General features: G+C 32.9%; 17 protein-coding genes and 1 pseudogene. 2 read left to right on the plus strand and 16 right to left on the minus strand.

Translation table 11 applies throughout. The annotated features are described in order from the left end of the window. The 9 genes and pseudogenes from ACU8YW_RS15005 to ACU8YW_RS15045 all read right to left on the minus strand — a co-directional run bounded on the left by ACU8YW_RS15005 (position 1) and on the right by ACU8YW_RS15045 (position 7,727). Positions 1-477 carry a YbaK/EbsC family protein gene (locus ACU8YW_RS15005; protein WP_087984608.1) on the minus strand — a complete coding sequence of 159 codons (477 nt, stop codon included), beginning with the start codon at positions 475-477 and terminating at the stop codon, positions 1-3. A gap of 736 nt (positions 478-1,213) precedes the next feature. Then, entirely contained in the window at positions 1,214-2,380 is a 1,167-nt protein-coding gene (locus ACU8YW_RS15010; RefSeq protein ID WP_426934346.1) for a serine hydrolase domain-containing protein, read from the minus strand. Positions 2,381-2,610: 230 nt separating this feature from the next. Next, on the minus strand, positions 2,611-3,117 hold the full coding sequence (locus ACU8YW_RS15015) for a DUF3902 family protein (RefSeq protein WP_098133131.1): 507 nt from the start codon (positions 3,115-3,117) through the stop codon (positions 2,611-2,613). 257 nt (positions 3,118-3,374) lie between these two features. Beyond that, positions 3,375-4,103 (minus strand): hypothetical protein, encoded by a 729-nt coding sequence (locus ACU8YW_RS15020; RefSeq protein WP_098133132.1) that lies wholly within the window; start codon positions 4,101-4,103, stop codon positions 3,375-3,377. Positions 4,104-4,118: 15 nt separating this feature from the next. Next, complete coding sequence (locus ACU8YW_RS15025; protein ID WP_106382946.1) at positions 4,119-5,228, minus strand: DUF58 domain-containing protein; 1,110 nt, start codon at positions 5,226-5,228, stop codon at positions 4,119-4,121. Beyond that, positions 5,225-6,157 (minus strand): annotated as a pseudogene (locus ACU8YW_RS15030) (AAA family ATPase). Before ACU8YW_RS15030 ends, ACU8YW_RS15025 begins: the two are co-directional and overlap by 4 nt. Positions 6,158-6,303: 146 nt before the next feature. Continuing rightward, complete coding sequence (locus tag ACU8YW_RS15035) at positions 6,304-6,597, minus strand: putative quinol monooxygenase (RefSeq protein ID WP_087984605.1); 294 nt, start codon at positions 6,595-6,597, stop codon at positions 6,304-6,306. 44 nt (positions 6,598-6,641) lie between these two features. After that, positions 6,642-7,280 carry a nitroreductase family protein gene (locus ACU8YW_RS15040; protein ID WP_088063839.1) on the minus strand — a complete coding sequence of 213 codons (639 nt, stop codon included), beginning with the start codon at positions 7,278-7,280 and terminating at the stop codon, positions 6,642-6,644. 18 nt (positions 7,281-7,298) lie between these two features. Further along, positions 7,299-7,727 carry a MarR family winged helix-turn-helix transcriptional regulator gene (locus tag ACU8YW_RS15045; RefSeq protein WP_000204169.1) on the minus strand — a complete coding sequence of 143 codons (429 nt, stop codon included), beginning with the start codon at positions 7,725-7,727 and terminating at the stop codon, positions 7,299-7,301. A gap of 265 nt (positions 7,728-7,992) precedes the next feature. Between ACU8YW_RS15045 and ACU8YW_RS15050 the strand changes: the two genes are divergently transcribed. Continuing rightward, on the plus strand, positions 7,993-9,936 hold the full coding sequence (locus ACU8YW_RS15050) for a GTP-binding protein (protein WP_426934347.1): 1,944 nt from the start codon (positions 7,993-7,995) through the stop codon (positions 9,934-9,936). Positions 9,937-9,983: 47 nt separating this feature from the next. On the opposite strand, the gene ACU8YW_RS15055 is transcribed toward ACU8YW_RS15050, so the two are convergent. The 6 genes from ACU8YW_RS15055 to ACU8YW_RS15080 form a co-directional block, all read right to left on the minus strand. Then, positions 9,984-10,628: an alpha/beta hydrolase gene (locus ACU8YW_RS15055; protein ID WP_088609195.1), complete on the minus strand. Its 645-nt coding sequence runs from the start codon at positions 10,626-10,628 to the stop codon at positions 9,984-9,986. Between the two features lie 21 nt (positions 10,629-10,649). Continuing rightward, positions 10,650-11,117, minus strand: a complete 468-nt coding sequence (locus ACU8YW_RS15060) for an NUDIX hydrolase (protein WP_088063843.1) — start codon at positions 11,115-11,117, stop codon at positions 10,650-10,652. Positions 11,118-11,468: 351 nt separating this feature from the next. Then, positions 11,469-11,762, minus strand: coding sequence for a YfzA family protein (locus ACU8YW_RS15065; RefSeq protein WP_372470930.1), 294 nt, complete (start codon positions 11,760-11,762; stop codon positions 11,469-11,471). A gap of 29 nt (positions 11,763-11,791) precedes the next feature. Beyond that, on the minus strand, positions 11,792-12,409 hold the full coding sequence (locus ACU8YW_RS15070) for an ABC-2 transporter permease (protein WP_262720412.1): 618 nt from the start codon (positions 12,407-12,409) through the stop codon (positions 11,792-11,794). After that, positions 12,397-13,269 (minus strand): ABC transporter ATP-binding protein, encoded by an 873-nt coding sequence (locus ACU8YW_RS15075; RefSeq protein WP_000432454.1) that lies wholly within the window; start codon positions 13,267-13,269, stop codon positions 12,397-12,399. Before ACU8YW_RS15075 ends, ACU8YW_RS15070 begins: the two co-directional genes overlap by 13 nt. Further along, complete coding sequence (locus tag ACU8YW_RS15080) at positions 13,257-13,646, minus strand: GntR family transcriptional regulator (protein ID WP_426934348.1); 390 nt, start codon at positions 13,644-13,646, stop codon at positions 13,257-13,259. Before ACU8YW_RS15080 ends, ACU8YW_RS15075 begins: the two co-directional genes overlap by 13 nt. Before the next feature lie 195 nt (positions 13,647-13,841). On the opposite strand from ACU8YW_RS15080, the gene ACU8YW_RS15085 reads away from it, so the two are divergent. Further along, positions 13,842-14,036: a hypothetical protein gene (locus ACU8YW_RS15085; RefSeq protein ID WP_426934349.1), complete on the plus strand. Its 195-nt coding sequence runs from the start codon at positions 13,842-13,844 to the stop codon at positions 14,034-14,036. 58 nt (positions 14,037-14,094) lie between these two features. On the opposite strand, the gene ACU8YW_RS15090 is transcribed toward ACU8YW_RS15085, so the two are convergent. Then, the gene (locus ACU8YW_RS15090) at positions 14,095-14,526 is read right to left on the minus strand and encodes an SMI1/KNR4 family protein (RefSeq protein ID WP_088063846.1); all 432 of its coding nucleotides are present in this window, start codon (positions 14,524-14,526) and stop codon (positions 14,095-14,097) included. Between the last annotated feature and the right edge of the window lie 45 nt (positions 14,527-14,571).

A 14,571-nucleotide genomic window follows, 5' to 3' on the forward strand; every position in this document is an offset into this window, starting at 1 on the left:
TTATGATTTTTTCTCATATAGTAAAATATTATTCTCAACAATATTTAAAATTTCATTTATACTTTTTGTAGGTATTTCAATTGTTATCTCAGGTATACCGGGAGATAATAAAAATTTATTATAGTTATAAATTTTTCGATCTATAATAAGTGTGATTTCATCTGAATAGCCAAATGGAGATACGCATCCTGGAACACAAGAAGTTTTTTCTATTAACTCCTCGGCTGAACAAATAGAAATCCTTTTTCCAACCAACTCTTTCATAAGTTTTGAATCTAATTTTTCTCCTTCAACAGTTACAAATATGTAATAGTTATTTGATTTATCTTTTAAAAATAAACTTTTACTGGGTACACCTTCTAATTTAAACCTTTCTCTAATTTTTCTATCTGTTTCATAATCTAATATTGGTTCATGTGTATATTGTTTATACGATATAGCCGCTTCTTCTAACAGTTCTACTACTTGTTTATACATATTTATCCTCCCTTTGATTTCATTACACAATTTGAAAATATAGCCTTTTCTATTGCTGTTCCCGCTCCCTATTCTTTTTCACAATATATTCAATTATAGTTTAAAACACAATTTAAATTGAAATAAAATACATATTTGTAATAAAAATGGAATTAAAATATAAAACCTATATTAATCATTAATTTCATAATAGTCAATCATTTAGACACAAATCATAATTATCTATTTTTGTATACTTAATTCTATTTGTTATTAATTCATACATATTGTTTCTTTTGAAAAAGGACTTGTATATGTGTTCTATTTTTCATCTTCCAAAAATGTTTTGTTTTATCCTTCGGAAATGCGTCAACATTAATACGCTTTAAGATATTAATTCATACGATAAAAGTACATTATTATGTAAATTAAGGAAATACATTCGAATATTTTTCAACAAAAATCAGAATTTACTTATTATTAACTCCAAAATCTAGAACTACTTACCTTTGTATGTTCCAATATTTTAAAAATGTAAAAGTCACTATAAATAAGAAATATCAAATAAATATAATAGATTTATAGTAAAATAAAAAAATTTAAATACATCATTACTTTTCTTGTAACAGCACGTAAAAACCCCGAATCATGGGAAGTAAATTGCTCATGATTCGGGGTTTTTTAAGACTATATTTTAATAATAATTAAATCGCATACAAGTCCTTATATACCTCTATAGTAGAACTCTTTTCATCTATTATTTCTTAAATTCAATTTGCATCATTTTATTAAACTGTGTAAGAATATCAACCGGACCTAAAGAGTTAACATTGACAGCAAATGTATGCTTGCCTCCAATTACTCCACCAGCAAAAGTCATATACCCAGGAATTGCTCCTCCGTGACCCCAAACTGAAACACCGTTTGGAAGTTTCGTCTCATATATCCCAAGGCCATATCCATCACCAAGAACTTTTCCTTCTATTGGAACTGTAGTAAGCATTTCTTTTAGCTCGCGTTCTTTCAATAACTTACCACCGAGCAAAGATGAAAAGAACTTATTTAAATCGTCTGCATCTGAAATCATATCTCCCGCTGAATTAGCTAAACTCGGATTATAATACGTCATGTCTTTCAATTCACTTGTTTCGTCAATTTTCATATACCCTCGAGCATGATTCTTTCCTGGGATGACTGGTGAATTACCTGGTAAAAACGTATTTGCCAAGTCCAAAGGTTCAATAATTCGTTTTTCAATTTCTTCCGCATAACTATTACCAGTTATTTTTTCAATAAGCATTCCTAGTATTACGTATCCTGTGTTTGAATACGACCAACCTTTACCTGGCGAAAAATCTGGAGGTAGAGCAAGTCCTATTTTCACTATTTCTTCTGCTGTATACGTTTTTTTCGAATTCATAATGTCAGCTTCTTTTGACTTTAAATATTCAGCTATACCACTCGTATGGTTCAAAAGTTGACGTATCGTAATTTGATTGCCATCATATCCATTTCCTTGAATGAGGCCAGGTAGCCACTTTTCAATAGAATCGTCAAGTTGCACGCGATTTTCTCCTACTAATTGAAGAACAGTCGTAGCAGTAAAAGTTTTCGTCACACTACCAATCCGAAAGCGATAGTCCGATTTCATCGATTTCTTTGTACTTAAATCCGCGAGGCCAGCATTATAACTACTAATTTTTCCGTTATTATACGTCTTAGCTAATACCCCTGGCGCTCCAATTTGGATTGTTTCCTGCATGACTCGTTTCCAACCATTCAGATTCTTTTGATCATGTGCTTCTGACGAATTAGAAATATTTTGAGTAGATTCTGCTTTCACAGTAAAACCTGGTGTGAATAAAGTAGTACCCGCTAATAAAACTGCCAAACTCGCTAACTTAATTGAATAACTTTTTTTCATAAGGCTTTCTCTCCTCTATTCATATCGTATTGATTCAAGCTATACTTTCATCCTATATGATAAACCTCTCTTTTTTCTTATCCATTCCTTACGAAATACTTACGTTCAAAATTTAATGACCCAATGGAAAAAGCAATGTATGAAAATAAAAAAGAACGTGTTTTCAATTTATGAAAACACGTTCTCTTACATACTTAAAACCCTATATCAACTTTTTAGTTCATTCACTTTTACCATCCTGCACTAGCGTTCATGCCATTTCCGATAATAGTAAATAGTAATGGCCACAGCACTGGTACTAACGTAAGAAATAGATTAAGCAGTATAAGTATTCTATATCTTCCAAGGATATTATGATTTTTACGATTAACAAATACTACAAAAACTAATAATATTATGGTCGTTACATATAAAAGTAACACTAACAACCAATACCAAACCATTAAACTGAGACTCCATGGCTGTAATAGCTCGTGTACAATACCAAAGGTGATTCCTAATACGGCAAAACTAAAGGTAGTAACTGTTGCTTTGATAAACAATTTACTTAATGTTTTATCGTATGTATACTTACAATATAAATCTATTAATGTGTATAAAGATAAAAAGGCCATTAATACACCTACCCAATACAATAACCAGTCTCCGCCTCCTCTAACTAACATAAACAGAAACCAACACATCCCTGCTGCAGAAAAAATAAAGGAAAGGAGTATGTTTTTCAATACCGGTTTCATTCTATTTTCACACCCTTACAAAAATTTAAAAATAAATTATAATTTTTATTTACATACTACCCGTAATTTATTTATCTCTTTTTCATCCTATATTGATGTAATGAAGATAACCTCACAAAAAATTCAACGAGCAATACTCTACTAAGGCAACCTTTTTCCATTGTTAGCGATATAAAAAAGTAAGTATGCATTACCATATAATTAAATATAAGTAAATAAAATTAATTTACAGTTAATTTTATTTACTTATATTAACGTCACCCTTTCCCGTCTCGCTCTATCCATCGTACAGTCTTCTCTATATCTAACTCCGTATACGTCTTTTCACCATAACGAACAGACTCATATATCGGAATAATATCTCTCGTTCTACAAATTCTCTTTAACCATTGTTGCATCGTTTCATAGGATCTTCTCTGTTCGTGAAATGGTAAAGTTCTTTCCCATTCAACTAACGTTTTCCTTATCGTATCTTTAGGTAACGACTGTTCAAACTGACGCATCACTTTCTTGTTCTTTTCGGTTCTATCCGTATTTTCCTTTGTTATCGATTGTTTATCCTGTTCTATTTCTGATTTCGTTACCTTTTTCCTCATTAATTTATAAAAAGCATATAGAATGACCACTGCAATAATTACATAAAAAACGACACTAATCCATGAATTTGAAAGAACAGAAAACACATCAGTCCATGAATTTTTTCGTACAAAAAGTGGAATTTCCCTATCTATTTTTGTTCTTGTATCTACAACTCCTGTTTCTTCATCTATAATTCTTTCAGGTTCATCAAACTGTTCGTCTAAACTAGTAAAATCATAATTTCTTTCCGATATTGTCTTCGTCTTGCTAGAAAAAAGCCCTTTTACTATGTCTTGTACATGCACAACACCTTGTGATAACGTTATCGCACTAACCGTAAAGAAAAGTATCATGAAAACTCTAACACTCCAAATCTTCACTTTCATATGTCGCTCTTTATTAGCCATGACATAAACCCCTTCTTATTCTTTAATTACAACCCATTTATTCGTTCTGCTGTATTTCCTTGGGGAAGTACCAAGAATTAAAGGAACTGCATCCAATTCTTTACGACGAAAGCCTGCTGTGTAAAAATAAGTAGAAGATACAGGCGTATCTTGGTCCGATATTGCGGCAAGTACTTTTAATACATTTTGCAAATGTTTCCGGTTATGACCGTTCTTTATATGCAATAACCCATTATCCTTTACGCTATTGATCCATACTTCAAATGAACAGTTTTGCATGAGCAGTTGTTTACATATGCCTGCTGTTAATTCAATTAGTTCCTCTGTATCCTTTCGCAAAGAAATACCGCTTTTATTTTGCAAGTTGAGATAAATCGCATATTTATCTGATTGTGTTCGCTCGTACTTTTTCGCAGTTATCGTCCCTGTTTTCGCTGTCGCACTCCAGTGGATGGAACGAAAATCTTCATTTTCATACGACTTCACTCCCATTACTTTCGTTTCATCATATAAGGGTGATGACATCGCTTTTCGAAATCCTTGTGACCATTCTTGTAATTCAGGAACTTGCATTTTCGGAACAGCTGGTAAAACTAAATAAGACGGCGTTTCAACTTGTTTATATGTTATATGGTTCGTTATGAATCCAAAGGGATCCGTAATGACAATTTCAACTTCTTCCCATTTCGCAATTCCTCTTTTTATAGCTACAGCTTGCAAATCAAATGAAACTGACTCTCTTCCTTTTAAATGTAAATTCATATAATAATTTGAACCTGTATTCGTATTTTTGTTTATTTCATCATGATTCCAAGTTAACGTATTTTCACATTTAAATCGAAATACGATATTGAAAATAGGGAATAACGACTTGTTTGAAATTTTCATTTTGCACATATTCGCTTCACCTATAAAAATGTTTGAATTCCCTTGACTGTATTCCCATTCAACACGAGACACTTTACGTATGTACACATGCATCGCACCTATTAAAATTACATACAAAAATACGAGAGATAATATAAGTAGATTACTTGAAAATACACATAAAATAACGGCTACAACTGACATAACTCCTATTACGAAAGGCTCCGCTAAAGGTGTATACACAAGTTGTTGATTCATCGTACATTCTCCACGGGCACACTAATCATATGAAGAATTTCTTTCATGATTTGTGCTTTCGTCGTTTTCATCTCCCCTTCAATCGTTAACGTTAAACGATGAGCGCATATGGATGCTGCGAGTGTCTTAATATCATCTGGCGTACAACAATCTCTTTCATTTAATATTGCCCGTGCTTGAATCGCTCTCATAAATGCCAACGTCCCCCGCGGGCTTACACCAATTTCAATTAGCTCATGCTTTCACGTTGCCTCAATGATTTCAAGAAGATAATCTTGCACATCATTTCCTACTAAAACTTCTTTTGCACGTTTTTGCACTGTAATAATTTCTTCAGTTGAAATAATTGAATGTAACGTTGCTAACGGATCATTCGTTTGAAAACGATTCATCATCTCCTTTTCTGCTTCTCTCGTAGGATACCCTTGACGTATAGTAAGTAAAAAACGGTCTAGCTGAGCATCAGGTAAAGGAAATGTTCCGGCCGATTCAAGAGGATTTTGCGTTGCAATAACTAAAAAAGGTTCTGGTAATGAATGTGTCTGTTTGGCAATCGTAACAGTACGTTCTTCCATCACTTCCAATAACGAAGATTGTGTTCTCGGTACAGCACGATTAATTTCATCCACTAGTACTATATTTGCAAAAATAGGACCTAACCTCGTATTAAATTCTGATTCCTTCACATCAAAATATTCGAGACCAATAACATCTCCAGGCAAAGTATCCGCTGTGAATTGAATCCTTTGAAATTTAGCGTCTACACTTTTAGCCAAACTTTTCGCTAATGTTGTTTTTCCCGTCCCAGGTACATCCTCTAATAAAATATGGCCTCTTGCTATGAGAGCTATAGCTGCAAGTTCAATCGATTCATCTTTTCCTATAATAACCTTCGAAATATTGTTAATAATTTTCTTTAATGTATTCATATATTTATCTCCTAACCTTATTTTTTCTGAAAATTAAGAATTATCCATTTCCAAATTATAACACATTACTATAGAAGTAAATATGTTCCTATCAAAATAAAAAAGATGACCTTAGCTATACGCTAAAGTCATCTTTTTCTACCTTATTATTTCACTAACTCTCCATTATAAGCTTTTATATTAAGTGGAGCAGTTAAAAACTGTGCTGCTTTACTAACGAAAGATGTAAAGTGTTCACTCGTATTATGACTCGCAACTGCCTTTTCATCTTTCCATACTTCTACCATCGTATATACATTTTCATTTTCTGTATCTTTATATAAGTCATAAGATACATTTCCACTTTCTTCTCTTGAACTATGAATCAGCGGACGAATTTCTTCTAAAAATGATTGTTGTTTTGCTGGATCTACTTGAAATATTGCGTGAATAATAATCATGGTGTTTCCCCTCTCATATCTCACTTATTTCTGTATTTATAAAATTACTTCCACTCAGCAACTTTTTCAACTGGAAGACGTACTGATTGGTAACCACTGTCAGCAGCTTTTCCGATTGAAATTAACATAACTGGTACGTAACGTTCTTTATCTAATCCGAATACTTCTGCGATTTGGTCTTTTTCAAATCCGCCAATTGGACAAGTGTCATAACCGTGCGCACGAGCTGCTAGCATAAATTGCATTGCTACAAGTCCACCGTCAATTAAAACAGTATCTTTCATTACTTCTGGTGTAACCATTGAGAAGTAACCTGAAAGTTTTTTCATTTGATCTTCTTTTACTTCAGCTGGCATTAAACCACGCTCTACTGCTGTACCGTAAATTTCTTCTGCGTTATCAAAGTTGTTTAAATCACCAAATAAAGCGATCATTGCTGAAGATGTTTCTACTTGAGATTGATTGAATTTCGCAAGTGGTGCAAGTGTCGCTTTCGCTTCGTCACTTTCAATCACTAAAAATCTCCATGGTTGCATGTTTACAGAAGATGGTGCAAGTGTTGCTTCTGTAAGAATTTCTGTCATTTCTTCTTTGCTAATTTTCACTGAAGGATCGTACTTACGAATTGAACGGCGTCCTGTTAAAATTTCGTTAAAATTATTTGTTTTTACTGAGTTAGTCATAGTTGAATTCTCCCTTTTTTATAGTTCTTTTATATTTTCTTGAATGTGATTTAACATAGTTAAAAGATTATCGCGCTGTTCTTCACTTAACCCTTTAAATGCTGAAGCTGCAAAACGTTCTTTTTCCTCTTGAAACGCCTGAATTTTATTTCGTCCCTCCTCAGTTAGAGAAACCAATGTAATTCTATTATCATCTGGATTTTTACGTCTTGTAATCATTTCATTTGCCTCAAGCTGCTTTAAATGCCTCGTTATCGCAGCATTATCAATATTCACTTCTTGTTGAAGTGCTTTTTGGCTAATTTCACCTACTTCATATAATTGAAGTATAAGCTCTAATCGAGACTGGCTCATACCCGTACACCCTTCAAACTTCGAACTTACTTCTTTATTTAGAAAGTGTAATTTATATAAAATAATCGCTTCTTTTGAGCATGAACTTGTCAAACTATCCCTCCTTTACATGCAAAACAAAAAACGTTTGATGCATCAATAGTTGATATGTCAATTAATATAATCTATATTGATTTAGAATGCAAGCATTTTGTTTTCATTTATATTTTTCCAAATTAAGGCGCTTTGTCGCGTTACAAATAATGTTAATTGCACTATAATAGTACTAATTTAAATGACTGGAGAGTGATTGTAATGCGGCAATACACAAATAGAAATGAGGAATTAAAACTGGAAAATGAAATGAGGATATTCACATATGACAACAATAAATATAGGGATTGTCGCGCACGTAGACGCTGGCAAGACGAGTTTGACTGAGCGTATTCTTTATGAAACGAATGTGATTAAAGAAATTGGCCGAGTAGATAGTGGTAATACGCAAACTGACTCAATGGAATTAGAAAGACAACGTGGAATTACGATTAAAGCATCTGTCGTCTCTTTCTGTATCAATGACTTAAAAGTAAATGTCATTGATACACCTGGACACGCTGATTTTATAGCTGAAGTGGAGCGATCATTCCGTGTTCTAGACGGTGCAATTTTAGTTATTTCTGCCGTTGAAGGTGTGCAAGCGCAAACAAAAATTTTAATGCGAACATTACAGAAACTAAACATACCGACTATTTTATTCGTTAATAAAATTGATCGTAGTGGCGCAAATACTGAAAAAGTTATGAAACAAATAAAAGAGATTCTTTCAAATGAAGCATTCCCTTTCTACTCTGCCCAAAACGAAGGAACGAAAGAAGCCCGGATTATTGCATACAAATCATATGACGATTGTATGGAACTGTTAGCACCATATAATGAATCGTTACTTGCGTCATATGTAAATGATGAAATCGTACCGGGCGTATTATTAAGAGAAGAACTCGAAAAACAAATACAGCAAGCAAATGTGTACCCAATCTTTTTCGGTTCAGCCATGACAGGTATAGGTGTAACTGAACTGCTCGAAAATATTTCAACCTTATTTCCAGCTAATAAGTCGGCAGAAAACGAAACATTATCCGGTGTTGTGTTTAAAATTGAACGTGAACCTTCTGGAGAAAAGATTGCTTATGTAAGAGTTTTTTCTGGTCGTTTACACGTAAGAAAATATGTTGATATACAGCGCGGGGACGTTCTGGGGCATAAAGAAAAGATTAAGAAAATATGCCTATTTCATAAGGGGAATGTTGTTCAATCTTCTATCGTTCCTAGCGGAGAATTTTGCAAAGTGTGGGGACTGAATGATATTAAAATTGGTGATATTATCGGTGAACGGACGAATTATATAAAAGACATTCACTTTGCCGAACCACAAATGGAAGCTGCTATTGAAGCAGTACCAAAAGAACGAATTCATGATCTATACGCTGCACTTATGGATCTATGTGAAGAAGATCCGCTCATTAAAGTGTGGAAAGATGATATTCATAATGAACTATATATTCGCCTTTTCGGGGAAGTACAAAAAGAAGTAATTGAAACAACACTTTTTGAGAAATATAATTTGCAGGTGACTTTCTCAAATACGCGGGTTGTATGTATTGAGAAGCCAATTGGCGTAGGTAATAGCGTTGAAGTAATGGGTGAAAAAACGAATCCATTTTACGCAACAATTGGCTTTAAAATCGAACGTGGTGAGCTGAATTCTGGCATAATATATAAGTTAGGCGTTGAACTTGGATCGCTGCCTTTAGCATTTCATAAAGCAATTGAAGATACAGTATTTCAAACGTTAAAACAAGGTTTTTACGGATGGGAAGTTACGGACATTATCGTCACGTTAACACATACTGGTTATGCAAGCCCTGTTACAACAGCGAGTGACTTTAGAAATTTAACACCACTCGTTTTAATGGATGCTTTAAAGCAAGCTGAAACATGTGTATTTGAACCAGTAAACGCATTTGAATTAACTGTACCAGAACGTGCAATTAGTACCGCAATGTATAAATTAGCTGCCATTCCAGCAGCTTTTGCAGATCCTATATTCAATAATGATTCTTACGAGTTAACAGGTTCATTACCTGTTGCGAAAACAGAGAATTTTAAGCGAATGCTTCATTCATTCACTGAAGGAGAAGGCATTTTTACAACGAAGCCATCTGGTTACAAAGAACTGAAGGCTCCCTTCCCTACTCGAAAACGTGTTGATTATAATCCGCTGAATCGTAAGGATTATTTGCTTCATGTGCTTAAGGCTTATTAAGTAAAAAAGAGGTGCAAATTGCACCTCTTTTTGCATGTATTGATAAGTTAGTTTGTCCTAACAACTTCTTTAAGCTTTTCTATTATTTTTGCTATTGCTTCGATTGAATTCTCGGTTTCATATTCTCCAACATTTACAGAATGATTTGCATTTTTGACAACTTCAATTTGTAAATTCGTCTTATGTAACTGATCGATTTGATCTGCATTATATTGGTGATCTTTATCTCCAATTACTAATAGCCCTTCGTGACGACTATGTAAAATCGACTCAAAAATGGAATCAAAAGTTAGTAAAGGTGTAAGTAGTATCATTTTTGACTGTAAAAAATCTTCTCTCTTCATTAAATCATTTGCAATCGGAATGGTTCCGAGTGACTTCCCTAAAAATATCGTATGATTGTATTGCTCACCTTTTAATACTTCCTTCATTACAGGATTAATATCATCCATCACTATTTTTGTTACTTCTTCCATCAGTTTATTCATTACTTGTTCGTCATAAGAATAATGAATATGTACTACATCTATTTTATTTTCAAGCATAAGCATCGTTGCATAATAGAATAATGGTTTATCATAATTGTAACCGGAACCTGAAAACATAAAACAGATTGTATTAGAACCTTTTTCGATATGTGTGTAACGAATGACTTTGTCGTCTATATGTATTTCCTTTTTAGTTCCCTTCACCGTTTCCCCCTCCAAACACGTTTACTTTTGTAAAACGATATGTTCTGTATGAACTGATACATCCTTTACTTTATCTTTTATAAACGCTGGCTGTAAGTTATATGTATCTAATTCTTCTATCGGTACCCACTTAAACATATATGTTCTACCCTCTTCATTCAGAATATATTGATCCGCCCCATTTGCAGGTAATTGTTTCAGCTCTACTTCATAGTAAAAACTAATTTCATGAAACTTTCGCTCAGAAAGGGTGAAGAAATTTTCTACTGACCATATTAATCTCTTCACTTTAATAGGAACACCCACTTCTTCCGCAAGCTCTCGTTTTAATGCATCTTCACTATTTTCTAGCATTTTCACTCGTCCGCCCGGTACATACCAAAAATCTTCACCGTCACCTTGCAAAATGAGTATTTTATTATCCTGTTTGCAAATTGCTCCGACTCGGTAATTAAAACATGTTTCCTCTACTTTAAACGTAAGATCCACAATAACCCCCTCCAATGTATCATTACAAAACTATTATTTATGCGCAGTACAAATAAGATTACTAAATTTTTCTATTCCATTCAATAATTTTTTAACTTTTCAAAAACAATACGCATCATTTGTCATCACAAGTATAAATACATATGTCACAATCACTGCACACACTAAAGAAGCATTATGGGGGACGAATGGAAACATTGTCAATATACAAAACTGAAAAATCAAATAATTTTTAAGGCATCATTATAAAAGATAAAGTAAAACTTCAATAAATGGAGTTTTTATCTTTCCCCTGTTGTTTTTAAATATTGTTAAGACATTATTAAAAAAGACGCAAGGTCAACTTATGTGCTAATTAATTCTTTTTCTAGAAAAAGCGTCTTTTATTGCAATTGTTAATACATTTAGGAATAATAAAATAGCCATAACTACCGTTAATACGTTAAATTGCTTTGTTTTATAAGGAGCGAACCATTCCGTAAAGAGCTCTGCATTAACGAGACGCTCCCCAACTCCTCCTTCCTTGAAGTTCGGTATCCACGAATTCATATCAAGGATGATAAAAATTAGTTGCATAACGAAAAATGCTCCAAGAGTTTTCAGCCAATTTCGTATTCGAATAGGACGCCCTTTTTTTGATGTCATTTAAATGACCCTCCTTTTAGAACTTGCTATTAAAGAGCCTTGTTCTGATAGATACGAATAGATAATATCCATGAAACCCCATAGCACCCCACTGCTATGACAGCAAATATAAGAAATATTTTCAAATCTGAAATCTCTTTTAAAAAGGTCAGTACGCCATTAGCATATTTATTTAATAAATATGGAGTATTTCGCATTAAATATATAACTCCAATAGATAAAAATATAAAAACTGGTACAAGTGTTTTCACTTTAAATGCAACAAAAAATGGGATGTAAAATGCAGTAATCAGCATGACTGCCAAGAAGCCTAGGATGTAACTTTCTAAGGAAAGTTGAAATTCCATGCTGTCTAAAATGAAATATTTTCCAACTAAACAAAAGGGGATGATTACTATTGTAAAAAATAAGGTTCCAACGTATTTTGAACTTATAATTTCCTTCCTAGTATACGGTAATGAGTTTACTAAAATATTAGCATTATCTTTATCATCAGATTGATAAGTGTTAATTACAAAAACGGCACTACAAATGATTATGACATATGCTACATCCATGCCGGCCCACAAATAGGTAACTAGAAATAAGAGATAAGCAGGTAAAAAAGTTTTTTGTAAAATCAAATCCTTTTTAATTAAATTAAGCATCTTGACTCCCCCTTTTTCATGAAATACATAATATCCTCTAAACTTGGTTTTTCAATCACCACTTCTTTATTAAATAAAGTTTCGATTGAATTTACATTTTCAATCAATCCCTCGAAACCTGTATTTGCTTTACATACAGATATAAATTCACGCTCAGTATCAAAATCTAACATATCTAGTGGTCCTTTGACCAAAATATAATCTTCTGCAATGGCATAAATATCTTTTGTAAAAATATGCTTCCCATTTTGAATAAATGTAATATAATCAGCAATGCGGTCTAAATCCGTTGTAATATGAGATGAGAAAAAGATAGTTTTCTCACCATCCTGCATAATATTTTGTAAAACATCCAATAATTCTCTTCTAAATACCGGGTCGAGTCCGGAAGTAGGCTCATCCATAATAATTAGTTCAGCATGATGTGAAAGGGCAATTGCAAGAGAGGCTTTCATTTTCATTCCTTTGGAGAATGTTTTCATTTTTTTATTTAATGGTAATTCGAACAGATCTTTATAATATGTAAATTGGTTAAAATCCCATTTTTTATAAGCAGGCGCAATAATTTTAGTAATTTCCTTTAATGTGAGTTCATCATAAAACACATTATCGTCATAAACGAAACCAATTCTTTCTTTAATTCGCTTCGCATCAGTCGAATAGTTCATGCCAAATAAGGAGACATTTCCACTATCCGGGTTCATTAGATTCATAATCATTTTAATCGTTGTAGATTTACCTGATCCATTTCCCCCAATAAAACCCGTAACAAATCCTTTTTTTACTTCCATCGAAAAATTTTTAATTTGAAATCCTTTAAAAGATTTACTGACATTTTGAAGTTCTATTACGTTTTCCAAGAGTTTTCCTCCTCGTATAAAATTGTAAGCATTTCTTTTAGATCATTTAAAGGAACATCCATTTGTTTAGCATTTTGAATCGCTTCACACAACTTTTCTTCAACTGTCTTTAATTTTTTTTCTTTCATAGTTTCAATGTTTTGTTCTGCTACAAAGGACCCCCTTCCGACAATCGAATAAATAAAACCGTCTTTTTCCAGTTCTTCATATGCTCTTTTCGTTGTAATAATACTTACTCTTAAATCTTTTGCTAACTGACGCATTGAAGGAAGAGCATCTCCTTGCTTTAAATCACCTAGTAAAATAAGTTTTTTTATTTGGACACCAATTTGTTCATAAATAGGTTCCTTTGAAGTGTTCGTAATAACGATTTGCATGCAAATACCTCTTTTTAAAAATATTGTATATATACTTTATATACAATATATACTATCGTACATTGTAAATCAACAGAAAATTTCCAAAATATAGTCACAAACACAATCTAATAATACATGTAATTCATACAACTTATTTATACGGGGCTTCCTCGTATTTGCTCGATTTTGAGGTGGAGGTCTTACTGCTATCTAATGCGGTATAAAGACTACGTTGTGTTTTACGGAGAAATTGGCACAGCTGGTAGTGTGAAAGCAAAAGAGTTTGAAACAGAAGAACAATCTGAGGAAGTTGATATCAAGTTAGACTGGGATGAAGATGACAAAGAAGGATTAAAAAAGATGTTTCCTAAGTTATGGGACATGTACGGGGAAGAACTGGTAGATTAGTTGATTGTCAAAAACGCCTTGTTTCTTTCGTAACAAGGCGTTTTTCATGATACTATATTTAAATTTTTATCTTCCCACTTTCCCACCACTTCATAAACGTTTCTAACGAAGGAGCAACCCAAGTTCTACTATCATTTTCATGATTCCATACATATATATCATCTCTTTGCACGATTCCATTCAAAATGGAATAACCAAACAAATCACCATTTCCGCCATCAGCAATAAATAATAAACAGTCAAAAGGCATATATAAACCCTTGAAATCAACTATATTTCTCATATTCATATTTTCAGTTTTAATTTTTGAAGTAGACCATATAAAATCCCCGTATTCACCTTCTACACCGTTTGTTTCCTGTAATAATTGATATAAATCATTCGGTAATTCCACCTGCAAATTTTTGTGAACTTCAGCGAGTTCATCCTTTTTAGCTGGATTATTGAAACTTAAGTTTTGTGAGATACTGTGAATTGTGTTTTTCCACATAGCTTTTTATCCTTCCATCGCTTATGTTCAATCAATTACATACAA

The sequence above is a fragment of the Bacillus pretiosus genome, assembly GCF_052947655.1.

Coding starts and splice junctions, on each gene's coding strand:
- ACU8YW_RS15040 (WP_088063839.1), bottom strand. CDS start 7,280: ATGACTAACTCAGTAAAAACAAATAATTTTAACGAAATTTTAACAGGA.
- ACU8YW_RS15050 (WP_426934347.1), top strand. CDS start 7,993: ATGACAACAATAAATATAGGGATTGTCGCGCACGTAGACGCTGGCAAG.
- ACU8YW_RS15070 (WP_262720412.1), bottom strand. CDS start 12,409: ATGCTTAATTTAATTAAAAAGGATTTGATTTTACAAAAAACTTTTTTA.
- ACU8YW_RS15065 (WP_372470930.1), bottom strand. CDS start 11,762: ATGACATCAAAAAAAGGGCGTCCTATTCGAATACGAAATTGGCTGAAA.
- ACU8YW_RS15010 (WP_426934346.1), bottom strand. CDS start 2,380: ATGAAAAAAAGTTATTCAATTAAGTTAGCGAGTTTGGCAGTTTTATTA.
- ACU8YW_RS15005 (WP_087984608.1), bottom strand. CDS start 477: ATGTATAAACAAGTAGTAGAACTGTTAGAAGAAGCGGCTATATCGTAT.
- ACU8YW_RS15025 (WP_106382946.1), bottom strand. CDS start 5,228: ATGAATCAACAACTTGTGTATACACCTTTAGCGGAGCCTTTCGTAATA.
- ACU8YW_RS15085 (WP_426934349.1), top strand. CDS start 13,842: ATGCGGTATAAAGACTACGTTGTGTTTTACGGAGAAATTGGCACAGCT.
- ACU8YW_RS15080 (WP_426934348.1), bottom strand. CDS start 13,646: ATGCAAATCGTTATTACGAACACTTCAAAGGAACCTATTTATGAACAA.
- ACU8YW_RS15020 (WP_098133132.1), bottom strand. CDS start 4,103: ATGGCTAATAAAGAGCGACATATGAAAGTGAAGATTTGGAGTGTTAGA.
- ACU8YW_RS15035 (WP_087984605.1), bottom strand. CDS start 6,597: ATGATTATTATTCACGCAATATTTCAAGTAGATCCAGCAAAACAACAA.
- ACU8YW_RS15090 (WP_088063846.1), bottom strand. CDS start 14,526: ATGTGGAAAAACACAATTCACAGTATCTCACAAAACTTAAGTTTCAAT.
- ACU8YW_RS15015 (WP_098133131.1), bottom strand. CDS start 3,117: ATGAAACCGGTATTGAAAAACATACTCCTTTCCTTTATTTTTTCTGCA.